This window comes from Burkholderia sp. NFPP32 (assembly GCF_900119325.1).
Lineage (GTDB): Bacteria > Pseudomonadota > Gammaproteobacteria > Burkholderiales > Burkholderiaceae > Burkholderia > Burkholderia pyrrocinia_C.
Genome location: NZ_FPJP01000022.1, coordinates 61,680 through 77,868, shown reverse-complemented (window position 1 = coordinate 77,868; position 16,189 = coordinate 61,680). Strand labels below are relative to the sequence as shown.

The 16,189-nt window shown below is 67.7% G+C and carries 13 protein-coding genes and 1 pseudogene; 7 read left to right on the top strand and 7 right to left on the bottom strand.

The window, feature by feature from the left end; all coding sequences use genetic code 11:
• Positions 1-140 precede the first annotated feature (140 nt).
• Positions 141-1,343 (top strand): 3-oxoadipyl-CoA thiolase, encoded by a 1,203-nt coding sequence (gene pcaF / locus BT264_RS29800; RefSeq protein WP_072445225.1) that lies wholly within the window; start codon positions 141-143, stop codon positions 1,341-1,343.
• A gap of 92 nt (positions 1,344-1,435) precedes the next feature.
• On the opposite strand, the gene BT264_RS29795 is transcribed toward pcaF, so the two are convergent.
• From BT264_RS29795 to BT264_RS29785, 3 genes and pseudogenes are all read right to left on the bottom strand, one after another.
• Positions 1,436-1,963: a 2-thiouracil desulfurase family protein gene (locus tag BT264_RS29795; protein WP_072445224.1), complete on the bottom strand. Its 528-nt coding sequence runs from the start codon at positions 1,961-1,963 to the stop codon at positions 1,436-1,438.
• 74 nt (positions 1,964-2,037) lie between these two features.
• Positions 2,038-2,598, bottom strand: coding sequence for a GNAT family N-acetyltransferase (locus tag BT264_RS29790; protein ID WP_072445223.1), 561 nt, complete (start codon positions 2,596-2,598; stop codon positions 2,038-2,040).
• Positions 2,599-2,618: 20 nt separating this feature from the next.
• Positions 2,619-2,978: pseudogene (locus BT264_RS29785) on the bottom strand (class I SAM-dependent methyltransferase); the annotation flags it as partial.
• Positions 2,979-3,290: 312 nt separating this feature from the next.
• On the opposite strand from BT264_RS29785, the gene BT264_RS29780 reads away from it, so the two are divergent.
• Together BT264_RS29780 and BT264_RS29775 are read left to right on the top strand one after the other, a co-directional pair.
• Positions 3,291-4,835: a methyl-accepting chemotaxis protein gene (locus BT264_RS29780; protein ID WP_072467057.1), complete on the top strand. Its 1,545-nt coding sequence runs from the start codon at positions 3,291-3,293 to the stop codon at positions 4,833-4,835.
• 415 nt (positions 4,836-5,250) lie between these two features.
• Entirely contained in the window at positions 5,251-6,795 is a 1,545-nt protein-coding gene (locus tag BT264_RS29775; protein ID WP_072467056.1) for a methyl-accepting chemotaxis protein, read from the top strand.
• A gap of 115 nt (positions 6,796-6,910) precedes the next feature.
• Here the strand turns inward: BT264_RS29775 and gabD are convergent, their stop codons facing one another.
• Entirely contained in the window at positions 6,911-8,380 is a 1,470-nt protein-coding gene (gabD, locus tag BT264_RS29770) for an NADP-dependent succinate-semialdehyde dehydrogenase (protein ID WP_072444539.1), read from the bottom strand.
• An 85-nt stretch (positions 8,381-8,465) separates the two neighbouring features.
• Complete coding sequence (locus tag BT264_RS29765) at positions 8,466-9,749, bottom strand: 4-aminobutyrate--2-oxoglutarate transaminase (RefSeq protein WP_110281414.1); 1,284 nt, start codon at positions 9,747-9,749, stop codon at positions 8,466-8,468.
• A 126-nt stretch (positions 9,750-9,875) separates the two neighbouring features.
• Between BT264_RS29765 and BT264_RS29760 the strand changes: the two genes are divergently transcribed.
• On the top strand, positions 9,876-11,384 hold the full coding sequence (locus tag BT264_RS29760; protein WP_072444541.1) for a MocR-like pyridoxine biosynthesis transcription factor PdxR: 1,509 nt from the start codon (positions 9,876-9,878) through the stop codon (positions 11,382-11,384).
• A 117-nt stretch (positions 11,385-11,501) separates the two neighbouring features.
• Here the strand turns inward: BT264_RS29760 and BT264_RS29755 are convergent, their stop codons facing one another.
• Positions 11,502-12,338, bottom strand: coding sequence for a DMT family transporter (locus BT264_RS29755; RefSeq protein ID WP_072444542.1), 837 nt, complete (start codon positions 12,336-12,338; stop codon positions 11,502-11,504).
• Between the two features lie 104 nt (positions 12,339-12,442).
• Here BT264_RS29755 and selD point away from each other — a divergent pair, with 104 nt between their 5' ends.
• The 3 genes from selD (at position 12,443) to BT264_RS29740 (ending at position 15,538) form a co-directional block, all read left to right on the top strand.
• Positions 12,443-13,507: a selenide, water dikinase SelD gene (gene selD, locus BT264_RS29750; RefSeq protein WP_083534240.1), complete on the top strand. Its 1,065-nt coding sequence runs from the start codon at positions 12,443-12,445 to the stop codon at positions 13,505-13,507.
• Between the two features lie 70 nt (positions 13,508-13,577).
• Entirely contained in the window at positions 13,578-14,168 is a 591-nt protein-coding gene (locus BT264_RS29745; protein ID WP_072444544.1) for a LysE family translocator, read from the top strand.
• A 290-nt stretch (positions 14,169-14,458) separates the two neighbouring features.
• Complete coding sequence (locus tag BT264_RS29740) at positions 14,459-15,538, top strand: purine-nucleoside phosphorylase (RefSeq protein ID WP_034181744.1); 1,080 nt, start codon at positions 14,459-14,461, stop codon at positions 15,536-15,538.
• A gap of 215 nt (positions 15,539-15,753) precedes the next feature.
• Here BT264_RS29740 and BT264_RS29735 read toward each other — a convergent pair whose 3' ends face one another.
• Positions 15,754-16,047, bottom strand: coding sequence for a DUF4148 domain-containing protein (locus BT264_RS29735; RefSeq protein WP_072444545.1), 294 nt, complete (start codon positions 16,045-16,047; stop codon positions 15,754-15,756).
• Positions 16,048-16,189 lie beyond the last annotated feature (142 nt).

The window sequence follows — 16,189 nt, the reverse complement described above, 5'->3', positions numbered from 1 at the left end:
GATCGGACTAAGCGCTAAAGCGCTAACTCTGATCGACCGCCGTGGGGCTGAAGTAAGCGCTAAAGCGCTAACTCCAGCCAACCACGCCATGGGATCGGACTAAGCGCTAAAGCGCCAAGTCCGATCGACAGGAGACACTGATGACCGAAGCTTTTCTGTGTGATGCGATCCGTACCCCTATCGGCCGTTACGGCGGCGCGCTGTCCGGCGTGCGTGCCGACGACCTGGGCGCGGTGCCGCTCAAGGCGCTCGTCGAGCGCAACCGCGACGTCGACTGGACGGCGATCGACGACGTGATCTACGGCTGCGCGAACCAGGCCGGCGAAGACAACCGCAACGTCGCGCGCATGTCGCTGCTGCTCGCGGGCCTGCCGCAGGGCGTGCCGGGTTCGACGATCAACCGGCTGTGCGGCTCCGGGATGGATGCGGTCGGTGTGGCCGCCCGTGCGATCAAGTCGGGCGAGGCCGCGTTGATGGTCGCGGGCGGCGTCGAGAGCATGACGCGCGCGCCGTTCGTGATGGGCAAGGCCGCGAGCGCGTTCGCGCGCCAAGCCGACATCTACGATACGACGATCGGCTGGCGCTTCGTCAATCCGCTGATGAAACAGCTTCACGGCGTCGATTCGATGCCGGAGACGGCCGAGAACGTCGCGGTCGATTACAACATCAGTCGCGCCGACCAGGACCTGTTCGCGCTGCGCAGCCAGCAAAAGGCCGCGCGTGCGCAGCAGGACGGCACGCTCGCCGAGGAAATCGTCGCCGTCACGATTGCGCAGAAGAAGGGCGATCCGGTCGTGGTGTCGCGCGACGAGCATCCGCGCGAGACGTCGCTCGAAGCCCTCGCGAAGCTGAAGGGCGTCGTGCGCCCGGACGGCTCGGTGACGGCCGGCAACGCGTCGGGCGTCAACGACGGCGCCGCTGCGCTGCTGCTCGCGACCGAGGAAACCGCGAAGCGCTTCGGTCTCACGCCGCGCGCACGCGTGCTGGGCATCGCGACGGCCGGCGTCGCGCCGCGCGTGATGGGCATCGGCCCCGCGCCGGCCACGCAGAAGCTGCTCGCGCGGCTCGGGATGACGATCGACCAGTTCGACGTGATCGAGCTGAACGAGGCGTTCGCGTCGCAGGGCCTCGCGGTGCTGCGCATGCTCGGCGTCGCCGACGACGATCCGCGCGTGAACCCGAACGGCGGCGCGATCGCGCTGGGCCATCCGCTCGGCGCATCGGGCGCGCGCCTCGTGACGACCGCGATGTACCAGCTTCATCGCACGAACGGTCGCTTTGCGCTGTGCACGATGTGCATCGGCGTCGGCCAGGGCATCGCGATCGCGATCGAACGCGTCTGACCCGCGTTACGCGGCGAAGCGGCCGGACATGCGCCGCTTCGCCGTTCCCTGAACGATGCGCGGCACGACAATCGTCGTGCCGCGCATCGTCGTTAGCCGGCCTGCGATATCTGCCTGAGGCGTGCGTCGAGCGCGTCGATCTCGCTGTCCGCGAACACCTCGATGCCGTGCTGGCGAAGCAATGCCGCCGTGACGCCGGCCCCCGCATGCCGCCGGTTCGCGAAACTCCCGTCATGAATGAAGGTGCTGCCGCACGACGGACTGCCGTCGGCCAGGATCGCGAAGCGGCAATCGTGCGCGCGTGCGAGTGCCAGCGCGGTTTGCGCGCCGGAGACGAACGGCGCCGTGACGTCGGTTCCGTTCACGTCGACGATGCGTGCGGCGCCCGACAGAACCCGCTGCCCCGATTCACCATCCGCGATTTCGGCGGGCGGGCGCGGCACGCCGAAGCCGCCCGCCAGCTCGGGGCAGACGGGAACGAGACGCCCTTCGCGCTGCCACCGTTCGAGCGCCTCGTGCGCGGCGGTTTTGGCCGAGCCGTTGTAACGCACCGGATGGCCGACCACGCACATGCTGACGAGGATTTTCGGCATGGCCTGCGGCTGCGGTTCGTTCTGCAATTTCGCTCTCCGTGTCGGCCGATGGCGGCTGTGGCAAAGCGGGAAATTCTACGCGTCACTCGCATGCCGGTGCGTCAGGCCATCGGCCCTTCCAGATGAATGTCTTCCGGCTCGAGCGCGTACAGCGCCGGGTCGGGCGACGCGCTGACCGTGAAGCCGAGCCGCAGGTAGAAGTCGATCGTGCGCTGCGACGGCGTCGCCGACACATACAGGCGTTCGGCGCCCATCGCGCGCGCCTGCGCGTGGGCCGCGCGGTACAGCTGCTCGCCGAGCCCGCAGCCGCGCCAGTCGCGGCTCACATGCAGGAACTTCAGTTGCAGCATGTCGTGACACGGGCCGACCGGCCGGCTGTCGACGACGACCGCCGCGACCAGCCGCGCGCCGTCGAACATGCCGCGGAACCAGCCGCCGCGATCGTGGCAGTCGAGCAGGATCGGCGTGTAGTGATCGGCTTCGCCGGCGGGCCAGCCGCCGACATCATAGAACTCGGGAACGAGATGCAGCGCGCCGTCGCGCAGCACATACAGGTGGTCGATGATCTCGCGCCGGTCGATGGTCCACACGAGCGGCACCTCGTCGCGTGCGAGCGTGCGTGCGCAAAGCGCGTCGCGTTCGGCGATGGTACGGCGTGTCATGCGGCCGCCCGGTGCGTGGTGATCCCGCGCGCCCGTGCGTTCTGGCCCGGCGGCCAGCAGATCGCACCGTACGACGTGGACACGCGCTCGAAGCGCTCGCCGCGCGCAGCGGCGACGGGCATCCGGTCGAGCACGTCGGCGCGTTCGAACCGCGCGGGCGGGCCCGCGTCGGCCGGCAGTTGCCGCGCGAAGCCGATCGCTTCGTCGGCGATGTCGACGCCCGTCGCGTCCGCGCCGTCGCCGAGCAGTTCGCGTTCTTCCGGAAACAGTGTCGAGCCGCCATGGCGGAAAAAGTCGGCCTGATCGCCTTTATGGCTGTTATGCGCGACCGTCGCCGTATTCCATGGCAGCCGATTCAGTTCGTGCAATGCCTTTTTCATCGAATTCGAATATTGGTTGAATTGAGCAGAATAGACCGAATTGTTTCGCCGTTCGCAACGAATGCCGGTATTGACACGCCGTGCGGCGAGTTGTGACATGCGGATCGGCGTGCGCGGCGATTATCGCCGGATTATTTGATCGAAATCATGGTGCAGGCCGAATTGCATATTTTATGTGAGGAAAGGGTAAGGTTTTCCGCCGGATTGCCGACAGTAAAAATGAAGACCGTCGTAAAGCGATAAACCGTTTTTCGGCTACTGAGCGCGATTTCAGCGCGACGCGGACGACAGATCCGCCTTTCGGAGCCTTGCATGCGCAACAACCAGCCCGTTACCCAACAAGAATTCGATTTTCCCGACGACGTCACGCTGATGTCGACGACCGATGCCGACGGCACCATCACGTACGCGAACACGACGTTCGCGCAGGTGAGCGGCTTCTCGAACGAGGAGCTCGTCGGCCAGCCGCACAACGCGGTGCGCCACCCGGACATGCCGAAGGAGGCGTTCGCCGACATGTGGGCGACGCTCCGGCGCGGCGAGCCGTGGACCGCGCTCGTGAAGAACCGCCGCAAGAACGGCGATCATTACTGGGTGCGTGCGAACGCGATCCCGGTGATGCGCAACGGCGAGCCGCAGGGCTACATGTCGGTGCGCACGAGGGCGCCGCGCGACGAGACCGAGTCCGCCGATGCGCTGTATCGCGCGTTTCGTCAAGGCAAGGCCGGCCAGCGCCGGTTCCACAAGGGGCTGGTCATCCGCACCGGGCTGCTGCGCATTGCGTCGCTGTCGCAGACGATGTCGGTGCGTGCGCGCGTTCATTCGGCGCTATGCGTACTGGCGCCGGCTGTCATCGGCGCGGGCTGGGCATGCGGGCTGGCCGGCGCCGGGCTCGCGGCGTTTGCCGGCGCGACAGTCGGCGTGGCGGCGGCGGCCGGGCTGTGGCTCGACGCGCAAATCGTGCGGCCGCTGCAGCAGCTGCACGACCAGGCGCTGAACGTCGCGACCGGCGAGAGCCGGCGCGGCGTGCGGATGAACCGCGTCGACGAGATCGGCATGACGCTGCGCACGCTCAACCAGCTCGGGCTGATGTTCCGCTGGCTCGTCGACGACGTCAGCGAACAGGTGCACAACGTACAGCGCGCGAGCAACGAGATCGCGCAGGGCAACAACGACCTGAGCGCGCGTACCGAACAGGCGGCGTCGAGCGTGCAGGAAACAGCCGCGTCGATGGCCGAGATGACGGCGACCGTGTCGAGCAACGCGGAGACGGCGCTGCAGGCGAATCAGTTGTCGGTGTCGGCCAGTGAAGCGGCCGGGCGCGGCGGGCAGGCGGTGAGCGAGGTCGTCGCGACGATGAACGACATCACCGACAGCTCGCGCAAGATCGCGGACATCATCGGCGTGATCGACGGGATCGCGTTCCAGACCAACATCCTCGCGTTGAACGCGGCAGTCGAGGCCGCGCGTGCGGGTGAACAGGGGCGCGGCTTCGCGGTGGTCGCGGGCGAGGTGCGGGCGCTCGCGCAGCGCAGCGCGAACGCGGCGAAGGAGATCAAGACGCTGATCGGCGCGAGCGTCGAGCGGGTCGAATCGGGCGCGCGGATCGTCGACGGCGCGGGCAAGACGATGGAGGACATCGTCACGCAGGTGAAGCGCGTGTCGGACCTGATCGCGGAGATCAGCTCGTCGACGGCCGAGCAAAGCACGGGCGTCGCGCAGGTCGATCAGGCGGTCGTGCACCTGGACAACATCACGCAGCAGAACGCGGCGCTCGTCGAGCAGAGCACGGCGGCGTCGGAAAGCCTGAAACAGCAGGCGACGCGGCTGGTCGATGCGGTGAACGTGTTCAGGTGATCGTCGGGGGCGCGCGCGACTGCGTGCCCGATCAATGAATTGCGGCCATCGCGCGCAATGCGCGTTCAGGTTTTCCGATTCAATCGAAATACGCCAAACGAGAAATATTCGTATTTCATATTTTGCGTTTATGCATTGAATCGAGCCGAAGGGATTGCGCGTAATGATCAGACGAATACCCGTCAAACCGTTGCCTGGCCTGGGGTTTAATTTCATCAATAAACAAATTATTTGGTGAAAACCAGTTGATGCACATTTAATGCATATTTTCCCGAATACGGCATAATGTTTTCGCCGAATTTGCCGAAAGTGCAGGAGCATGACCCACGCGCTTGCGGATCGACCGCAATGCGCGGGGGTCTCGAATCAATCGACAAGCGGGCGCAAGATCCGCTACCCGGAGCTCCTCCACACCATGCGCAATAACCAGCCCGTCACGCAACGCGAATTCGATTTCCCCGACGATGCGACGCTGATGTCGACAACCGATGCCGACAGCCATATCACGTACGCGAATGCGGCATTCATCCAGGTCAGCGGATTTTCTCCCGACGAGATCGAAGGTCAGCCGCACAACGTGGTGCGCCACCCGGACATGCCGAAGGAGGCATTCGCCGACATGTGGGCGACGCTCAAGGGCGGCGAGCCGTGGACCGCGCTCGTGAAGAACCGCCGCAAGAACGGGGACCATTACTGGGTGCGCGCGAACGCGGTGCCGGTGATGCGCAGCGGGCAGCCGAAGGGCTATATGTCGGTGCGCACGAAAGCGTCGCGCGACGAGATCGCCGCTGCCGAGGCGCTGTACAAGGAGTTCCGCGAAGGGCGTGCGGGCAACCGGCATTTTCACAAGGGGCTGATCGTCCGCAAGGGCATTGCGGGCTTCACGTCGCTGTTCCAGACGATGTCGGTGCGCGCGCGGCTTCATGCGTCGCTGTGCGTACTCGCGCCGGTGGTGGTGGCCGGCGGCTGGGCATGCGGGCTGGCCGCCGGCCCGCTGGCGGCGTTCGCGGCGGTAACGGCAGGCGCCGCCGTTGCCGCGGGCCTGTGGCTCGATGCGCAGATCGCGCGGCCGCTCATGCAGTTGCACGGCGAGGCGTTGCGCGTCGCGACCGGCGAGAGCCGCAGCGGCGTGCGGATGAACCGCGTCGACGAGATCGGGATGACGCTGCGCACGATCAACCAGCTCGGGCTGATGTTCCGCTGGCTCGTCGACGACGTCAGCGAACAGGTGCACAACGTGCAGCGCGCGAGCAACGAGATCGCGCAGGGCAACAACGACCTGAGCGCGCGCACCGAGCAGGCGGCGTCGAGCGTGCAGGAAACGGCCGCGTCGATGGCCGAGATGACGGCGACCGTGTCGAGCAACGCGGAGACGGCGCTGCAGGCAAATCAGTTGTCGGTGTCGGCGAGTGAGGCGGCCGGGCGCGGCGGGCAGGCGGTGAGCGAGGTCGTCGCGACGATGAACGACATTACCGACAGCTCGCGCAAGATCGCGGACATCATCGGCGTGATCGACGGCATCGCGTTCCAGACCAACATCCTCGCGTTGAACGCCGCAGTCGAGGCCGCGCGTGCGGGTGATCAAGGACGCGGCTTCGCGGTGGTCGCGGGCGAGGTGCGGGCGCTCGCGCAGCGCAGCGCGAACGCGGCGAAGGAGATCAAGACGCTGATCGGCGCGAGCGTCGAGCGGGTCGAATCGGGCGCGCGGATCGTCGACGGCGCGGGCAAGACGATGGAGGACATCGTCACGCAGGTGAAGCGCGTGTCGGACCTGATCGCGGAGATCAGCTCGTCGACGGCCGAGCAAAGCACGGGGGTTGCGCAGGTCGATCAGGCGGTCGTGCACCTGGACAACATCACGCAGCAGAACGCGGCGCTCGTCGAGCAGAGCACGGCGGCGTCGGAGAGCCTGAAACAGCAGGCGACGCGGCTCGTGGATGCGGTGAACGTGTTCCGCTAATCGCGGGGAGGAGAGGCGACGCGGGCGCGGCGGAGAGGGGCACCGGCCCGCGTCGGACCGCCCGGTTCCGGCCGGGCGGTCAGGGCCCGTCACCGAAGCGACAGGCCCTGAACCGTCACACGGCGAGGCAGAGGTACTTGATCACGACGTAGTCGTCGATGCCGTAGTGCGAACCTTCGCGACCGAGTCCCGACTGCTTGACGCCGCCGAACGGCGCGACTTCGTTCGAGATCAGGCCCGTGTTCACGCCGACCATCCCGTATTCGAGCGCTTCGGCGACCTTCCACACGCGACCGATGTCGCGGCTGTAGAAGTAAGCGGCCAGACCGAACTCGGTGTCGTTCGCGAGGCGGATCACCTCGTCGTCGCTGCCGAACTTGAACAGCGGCGCGAGCGGCCCGAACGTCTCTTCCTTCGCGACCTTCATCGCCGGCGTGACACCCGTCAGCACGGTCGGCTCGAAGAAGCCGTGGCCGAGCGCGTGGCGCTTGCCGCCCGTCACGACGGTCGCGCCCTTCGCGAGCGCGTCCTCGATGTGTGCTTCGACCTTCAGCACGGCCGCTTCGTTGATCAACGGGCCTTGCGTCACGCCCGGCTCGGTGCCGCGACCGACCTTCAGCTGGCCGACCGCCGCCGCGAGCTTCTGCGCGAACTGGTCGTACACGGCTTCATGCACGTAGAAGCGGTTCGTGCACACGCAGGTCTGGCCGCTGTTGCGGTATTTCGATGCGATCGCGCCCTGCACGGCCGCATCGAGATCGGCGTCGTCGAACACGATGAACGGCGCGTTGCCGCCGAGCTCCAGCGATACCTTCTTGACCGTCGCCGCGCACTGCGCCATCAGCAGGCGGCCGACCGGCGTCGAGCCGGTGAACGACAGCTTGCGCACGATCGGGTTCGACGTCAGTTCGCCGCCGATCGCCTTCGGGTCGCCCGTGACGACACTGAACACGCCGGCCGGCACGCCCGCGCGCTCGGCCAGCACGGCCATCGCGAGCGCGGAGAACGGCGTGGCCTCGGCCGGCTTCACGACGATCGGGCAGCCTGCGGCGAGCGCCGGGCCGACCTTGCGCGTGATCATCGCCGCCGGGAAGTTCCACGGCGTGATCGCCGCGCACACGCCGATCGCTTCCTTCGTCACGACGATGCGCTTGTCGCTCGCCGGCGTCGGGATCGTGTCGCCGTACACGCGCTTGCCTTCTTCCGCGAACCACTCGAGGAACGACGCCGCATAGCCGATCTCGCCCTTCGCCTCGGCCAGCGACTTGCCCTGCTCGGTCGTCAGGATCAGCGCGAGGTCGTCGGCGTTTTCCATCATCAGGTCGTGCCACTTGCGCAGGATCGCCGCGCGTTCCTTCGCGGTCTTCTTGCGCCACGCCGGCCATGCGGCGTTCGCGGCGTCGATCGCGTGACGCGTCTCGGCCGTGCCCATCGCGGGCACGGTGCCGAGCAGGCCGCCCGTCGCCGGATTGCGGACTTCGAACGTCTCGCCGTTCGATGCGTTTTGCCATTCGCCGTTGACGTACGCCTGCTGGCGGAACAGCGACGGATCTTTCAGTGCCAGGGTTTCCTGAACCGTGCTCATGTGTATGTAGCCTGCGTTGAAGATGAAGGACGAAACGGCCGCCGCCGTCCTGACGACGGCGGCGGCACATTCAGTTGACGGGAACTCAGGCCGGCACGCCGACCGTTTCCTTCAGCACTTCCTCGAGGATCACGAGCGCTTCGTCGAACACGGCCTGCGGGATCGTCAGCGGGAACAGGAAGCGCACGACGTTCGAGTACACGCCGCATACGAGCAGCAGCAGGCCGCGCTCGAGCGTACGCGCCTGCACGCGCTTCGTGAATTCCGCGTCCGGCTCGCCCGAGCCCGGCTTCAGGAACTCGACCGCGACCATCGCGCCCGGGCCGCGCACGTCGGCGATCTGCGGCACGTCGGCCTGCAGCGCGTTCAGCTTCGCCTTCAGCACGTCGCCGAGTTGCGTGGCGCGTTCGCACAGCTTCTCTTCGTCGATGATCTCGAGCACCGCGTGCGCCGACGCGACCGCCAGCGGGTTGCCCGCGTACGTGCCGCCGAGGCCGCCGGGCGCTGCCGCGTCCATCACGTCGGCACGGCCGACGACGCCCGACAGCGGCATACCGCCCGCGAGGCTCTTCGCCATCGTGATCAGGTCGGCCAGCACGTCGTAGTGCTGCATCGCGAACAGCTTGCCGGTACGCGCGAAGCCGGTCTGGACTTCGTCGGCGATCAGCAGGATGCCGTGCTCGTTACAGATCTTGCGCAGCGCGCGCACGAATTCGGCCGGCGCCGGGTTGAAGCCGCCTTCGCCCTGGACCGGTTCGAAGATGATTGCGGCGACGCGCTTCGGATCGATGTCGGCCTTGAACAGCATCTCGATCGCCTTGATCGAGTCGGCCGTCGTCACGCCGTGCAGCGCGGTCGGGTACGGTGCGTGGAACACGTCGCCCGGGAACGGGCCGAAGTTCAGCTTGTACGGGGCGACCTTGCCGGTCAGCGCCATGCCCATCATCGTGCGGCCGTGGAAGCCGCCCGAGAACGCGATGACGCCCGGACGGCCGGTGGCGGCGCGCGCGATCTTGATCGCGTTCTCGACGGCTTCGGCGCCGGTCGTGAAGAACGCGGTCTTCTTCGGGAAGTCGCCAGGCGCGCGTGCGTTGATCTTCTCGGCCAGCTCGACGTACGACGCGTACGGGACGATCTGGTAAGCGGTGTGCGTGAAGTTGTTCAGCTGATCCGAGATCGCCTTGACGATCTTCGGGTGGCGGTGGCCCGTGTTCAGCACCGCGATGCCGGCGGCGAAATCGATGAAGCGGCGGCCTTCGACATCCCACAGTTCCGCGTTCTCGGCGCGGGCTGCGTAGAAATCGCACATCACGCCGACGCCGCGCGGGGTAGCGGCGTTCTTGCGGGCCTGCAGGTCGGCATTCTTCACGGTCATCTCCTTGATGTTCTTTCCGGTGAGTAGAAAATCGGGCGCGTTGACAGCCCATGGAGGCGACTATAATCACATTTGGCTCTGGCAATCAGAGCCATTTCAATAAATATTCAGGAGCCAATCATGCGCGCGAGCGTGTTGTCGGACTGGCTGGCGCAGCGCCTCGTGCGCGGCGGCGAACAGCCGATCTACCGGCAGCTTCACCGGTTGCTGCAACAGGCGATCCTGTCGCGCGAACTGCCGGCCGGCACGCGCGTGCCGTCGTCGCGGCTCTTGGCCGCCGAGCTCGGGATCGCGCGCAACACGGTCACGCAGGTTTACGAACAGCTTGCGCTCGAAGGTTATGTGAACTCGGCGACGGGCCGCGGCACGTTCGTCGCCGACAGCGCGCCGGACGAGATCGTCGGTGCGCCGCCCGACGCGGCGGCCGGCCCGGCCGTCGTGGTGCCGTCCGCGCGGCGGCTGTCCGCACGCGGCACGCGGCTGGTCGAAGGGGCCGGCGTGTCGAAGCGCCAGGGCGGCGCGTTCATGCCGGGCGTGCCCGATGTGTCGCGATTTCCGGCGCGCGTGTGGACGCGGCTGCACAACAAGTACTGGCGGCGCCTGCGCCCCGACCTGCTGACCTATGCGCCGGGCGGCGGGCTCGCGCTGCTGCGCGAGGCGCTGGCCGACTACCTGCGCACGTCGCGCTCGGTGCGCTGCACGCCCGAGCAGATCGTGATCACGACCGGCATCCACCAGTCGATCGACCTCGCGGTGCGGCTGCTGACCGACCCGGGCGACGCGATCTGGACCGAGGACCCGTGCTACTGGGGTGTGCGCAGCGTGCTGAACGTGTCGGGGCTGACCACGCGGCCGATCCCGGTCGACGACGAAGGCATCGCGCCGTCGGCCGCCGATCTCGCCGAACCGCCGAAGCTGATGCTCGTCACGCCGTCGCACCAGTATCCGCTCGGGATGGTGATGAGCCTCGCGCGGCGGCGGATGCTGCTCGAATATGCGCGCCAGCACGGCTGCTGGATCATCGAGGACGATTACGACAGCGAATTCCGCTACGGCAGCCGGCCGCTCGCGTCGCTGCAGGGCCTCGATACGGCCGGGCAGGTGATCTACGTCGGCAGTTTCGGCAAGACGCTGTTCCCCGGGCTGCGGGTCGGCTACCTGGTCGCGCCGGAGCCGCTCGCGGAAAGCTTCGCGACCGCGAGCGCGGAGCTGTATCGCGAAGGGCAGTTGCTGCAGCAGGCCGTGCTCGCCGAATTCATCGCGGAAGGGCACTTCGTGTCGCATATCCGCAAGATGCGCACGCTGTACGGGCAACGCCGCGAGGTGCTGCTCGATGCGGTCGCGCGCCGCTACGGCGACACGCTGCAGGCGCTCGGCAGCGACGCGGGGCTGCATCTCGTCACGCAATTGCCGGAAGGTGTCGACGATCGCGCGGTCGCGCAGGCCGCGCTCGAACGCAATATCGTCGTGCGGCCGTTGTCCGGCTATTACGCGGAGCGCGGGCGCGCGGCGTCGGGGCTGCTGCTCGGCTATGCATGCGTGCCGGAGGACGAGATCGCGCCGGCATTCGCGACGCTCGCCGAGGCGATCGACGAGCGGGCGTTCGGCGGGGCGGCGGTGGCTGCTTGATGGTCGACGGTGTCGCTGCGTCGCGGAGCAGTGCGAGTCGATCGCCACCGTCTCCCCGTGGCGCGGATGGAACGTACGGGCGGGCGGTGGTGCGACGAAGGTCGTCGGCCCGCGCGCCTACAACCGGATCAGCACCGCACCCGCCACAACCAGCGCGCATGCGGCGAGCCGCTGCGCGCCGGGCCGTTCGCGCATCACGAACCAGCCGATCGCGACCGCGAAGATCGAGCTCGTTTCGCGCAGCGCCGACACGGTCGCGACCGGCAGGTGCCGGTACGCGAGGATCACGATCGCATACGCCGCGAGCGAGATCGTGCCGGCGATCGCGCCCTGCTTGAGCGCGGTGCGCGAGCCGAGCACCGCGCGCGGGCCGCCGCGCACCGCGCAGACGAGCACGAGCTGCGGCACGCTCCACAGCAGGTACACCCACGCGATGTAGCCGAGCGCGCTGCCGGATACGCGCGAGCCGATCCCGTCGCAGATCGAATACGCGGCGATGAACACGCCCGTGAGCAGCGCATACGGCACGCCTTCCCCGGAGAACCTGAAGCCGCGGCGCAGCGCGAGCGACATGATGCCGAACGACACGAGCGCGATGCCGGCGAAGCCGAACGGCGTCGGCCGCTCGTGCAGCACCGCGAACGCGAGCACCGATACGAGCAGCGGCGACATCCCGCGCGCAATCGGATAGATCTGCCCGAACTCGCCGCTGCGATATGCGCGCGCGAGCGTGAAGCAGTACGCGACCTCGAGCGCGGCCGATGCGACGACATACGGCCAGGCGGCGGGCGCCGGCGCGGGCAGCAGCGCGGCGCCGGCGATGCCGAACGCGAGATACGGCAGCGACATCGTGCCGAGCTGGACGAGCCGGTCCTCGCTGACGTGCAGGAACGCATTCCAGATGGCGTGCAGCAGCGCCGAGCACAGCACGAGGCCGATGAACAGGTGATCCATGAACGAGGGGCGGACGAGGGCAGGCGCCGACGATTATGTGGGTATCGGGCGCGCTCGCGCGGAATTGTCGATAATGGCGTGTTGTTATTCACCGGATGCCGACGATGACCGAAGCCACCCAAGCCCAGCCTGCCGTTCCGCGCCTCACGAGCCTCTCGCATGGGGGCGGTTGCGGCTGCAAGATCGCACCGGGCGTGCTGTCCGAACTGCTGAAGCGCGCGACGCCGCCCGCGCTGTTCCCGGACCTGCTGGTCGGCACCGAGACGTCCGACGACGCGGCCGTGTACCGCCTGAACGACGAGCAGGCGATCGTCGCGACCACCGACTTCTTCATGCCGATCGTCGACGATCCGTTCGACTTCGGCCGCATCGCGGCGACCAACGCGCTGTCCGACGTCTACGCGATGGGCGGCAAGCCGATCCTCGCGCTCGCGCTGGTCGGGATGCCGATCAACGTGTTGCCGCACGAGACGATCGCGGCCGTGCTGCGCGGCGGCGAATCGGTGTGTGCGGACGCCGGCATTCCGGTCGCGGGCGGCCATTCGATCGATTCGGTCGAGCCGATCTACGGGCTCGCGGCGATCGGCGTCGTGCATCCGTCGCGCGTGAAGCGCAACGCGGCCGCGCGCGCGGGCGACGTGCTCGTGCTCGGCAAGCCGCTCGGCGTCGGCGTGCTGTCTGCCGCGCTGAAGAAAAACCAGCTCGACGCCGCGGGCTACGCGCAGATGGTTGCGACGACCACCAAGCTGAACCGGCCGGGTGCCGAGCTTGCCGCGCTGCCGGGCGTGCACGCGCTGACCGACGTCACGGGCTTCGGGTTGCTCGGCCATACGCTCGAACTGGCGCGCGGCGCGCATCTCACCGCGCGTGTGCACTACGCATCGCTGCCGTGGCTCACGGGTGTCGAGGCGTTCGTCGCCGACGGCGTGTTCACCGGCGCATCGGGCCGCAACTGGGCCGCGTACGGCACCGACGTGCGGCTCGCCGACGGCCTGCCGCCCGTCGCGCAGGCGCTGCTGACCGATCCGCAGACGTCGGGCGGCCTGCTCGTCGCGTGCGCGCCCGAGGCCGTCGACGAAGTCCTCGCGTGCTTCCGCGCCGACGGCTTCGACCGCGCGGCCGTGATCGGCGAGATGGTGGACGGGGCGGCGCGGGTCGAGGTAGCTTGATCACCGTTCTTCCTGCGGATATTTTGCTGCCGCTGGAATCGATGCCTTTCGTTGACGGCGTCGAGGATCGGTGAGCGATTTCCTGTTCGGGCTGACGATCGCGCTGTCGGTCGGGCCTGTCGCGCTGATGATTGCGAACTACGGGATGCGCGCCGGCACCGCGAGCGGCGTGCGCGCGGCAGTCGGTGTCGCGACGGCCGACGGCTGCTATGCGATCGTCGCGTTCACGATTGGCGCGATGCTCGCGGGCACGCTCGCGTCGCACCTGTTGCTGTTCCGTGTCGGCGGTGCGCTCGTGTTGCTCGCGATGGGCACATGGATGCTGTGGCAGGCGCTGCGAGACCGGCGCCGCACGCTCGACGGCGATGTCCTGACGCCGGGCAATCGCCCGTTCACGTCGATGTTCTTCGTCACGCTCGCGAATCCGCTGACCATCCTGCTGTTCTATGGCTATGCGACGGCTGCCGCCGGTGCGCATCGGCACTGGCTTTTCGGCGCCGCATGCGTGTTTGCCGGCAGCCTCGCGGGGCAACTCGTGTTCGCATTCGGCGGCAGTGCGATCGGGCGCATCGTGAAGTCGCCGGGGTGGCTCGCGGCGAGCCATGTGGTTGCCGCGCTGGTCGTGCTCGGTTATGGCGTCGCGGGGCTCGTGCGCGTGTAGCGGTTCGGGAGCCGGCCGAAGGCGACGTCGACTTCGACGGGTGCGATGCTCGGCGATATGCCGGCGGGCATGCGTTCCTGCCAACCGGATAGCATTCCTGATGGTCGCTGTGCACGGCGACGGTGGGAAACCAACGGCGCACGTCGCCATTGCGCAACACGCACACCGTCGCACGAAACACGGCTGGCCGTTTCGTAGCCGGGTTCCGCATCGCGCGGGCCCGTTCTATACTCCTTCGCGCAGTCTCCGAGAGCCGTTCTCACCCAACATCATCGAAACAAGGGACGCCGATGCTGACTCGCTCCATTCTTTCCGCCGCCGCATTCTCGCTCGCGGCCTGTGCGACCGCGCCGTCGATTGCACAGGACAACCAGGGCAACAACGCGGGCAACACTGCATTTGCCGAGACCGGTGCACAGGGCCGCCCGGTCAAGGTCATGATCATCACGATGTTCGGTCCGGAGGGCCAGGCCTGGCTCGACCGGATCGGCCCGTGGCGCGACATCGCCGTGCCGGGCTTGTCGCCCGACTATCCGGCCGTTCACTGCAACAAGCAGGACGTGTGCGTGGTGACGACCGGCATGGGCTATGCGAACGCGTCGGCGACGATCATGGCGCTCACGTTCTCGCAGCGCTTCGATCTGCGCCGCACGTATTTCCTGATCTCCGGCATCGCGGGCGTCGACCCCGCGCAAGGCACGGTCGGGTCCGCCGCGTGGTCGAAGTACCTCGTCGATTTCAGCCTGCAGTGGGAACTCGATGCGCGCGAGATTCCGTCCGGCTGGAACACGGGCTTTCTCGGCATCAACACGAAGAGCCCGAACGACAAGCCTCCGCTCGACTACCGCACCGAAGTGTTCCAGCTCAATCCGCAACTGACCGACGCCGCGTACGCGCTGTCGCGCAACGTCGTGCTCGCCGACAGCGCGCAGGCGCAGGCCGCGCGCGCGAAGTTCACGTATGCGCCGGCGAACCGGCCGCCGACGGTGATCCAGTGCGACACGTCATCGGGCAACACGTGGTTCTCGGGCACGCTGATCGGCGAGCGCGCGCGCCAGTGGACGAAGATCCTGACGGACGGCAAGGGCACTTACTGCATGACCGCGCAGGAAGACAACGCGACGTACGAAGCGCTCAAGCGCGCGGCGAGCGTGAAGCGGGTCGACCTGTCGCGCGTCGCGGTGCTGCGCACGGGGTCCGATTTCGACCGGCCGTATGCGGGGCAGACGAGCGCCGACAACCTGCTGAACTACGCGGACCAGGGCGGCTTCGCGCCAGCGACCGAAAACCTGTACCGCGCGGGCAATCCGCTCGTGCAGGACATCGTGACGCACTGGGGCGAATGGCGCGACGGCGTGCCGCGCCGCTGATGGCCGGAGGCCGGACGATGACTCAGCCGGCGGTCAATGCGGGTGCGGGGCCGAACGGAACGGCGTCCAGACCGGCGTGGTGTCGTCCCAGTGATCGAGCGGCGAAGGAAGTTGGTCGTTCATCATGTGCTCCTGCAACTAACTGACTCAGCGAGTCGTCGATGGGTGTTTCGCGACGCCGCGCACGGGGTGACCCGCTGCGCGGCGTCGCGCGTTTACCGGCCTCCGCCGGCGAGCTGGTTGCTTTCCGGCATCGAGCGATACGGGCCTTGCGCGAGTTCGAGCCCTTGCGGATACGAAGTCGCCTTGCGCAGGTATGCGAGCGTGCCGTCGCGGCGAGCCTGTTCGACTTCCGCACTCACTTCGGCGCGCGTGCGCGGGCCGTTGTGCTGCGAGTACCACGACGTGTTGCCGTAGTCGCCGGCGTGCGGCGTGCCCGAATCGGCGAAGGCCGGGGCGGACACGGCGAGTGCGAGGGCCAGGGCGGAGAGAAGGTGGCGGCGGTTCATGACATAACTCCAATCTGTCGGAGTTGGCGCTTCAGCGCTCGCTCCGGTCCCATCAAGCGGGATCTGTTCGATGCGCAACGAGGTGCGCGACAGGGTTTACTCTAGGTATCTGTTCGGTCGCGATAAATGCGGCAGACGCGAA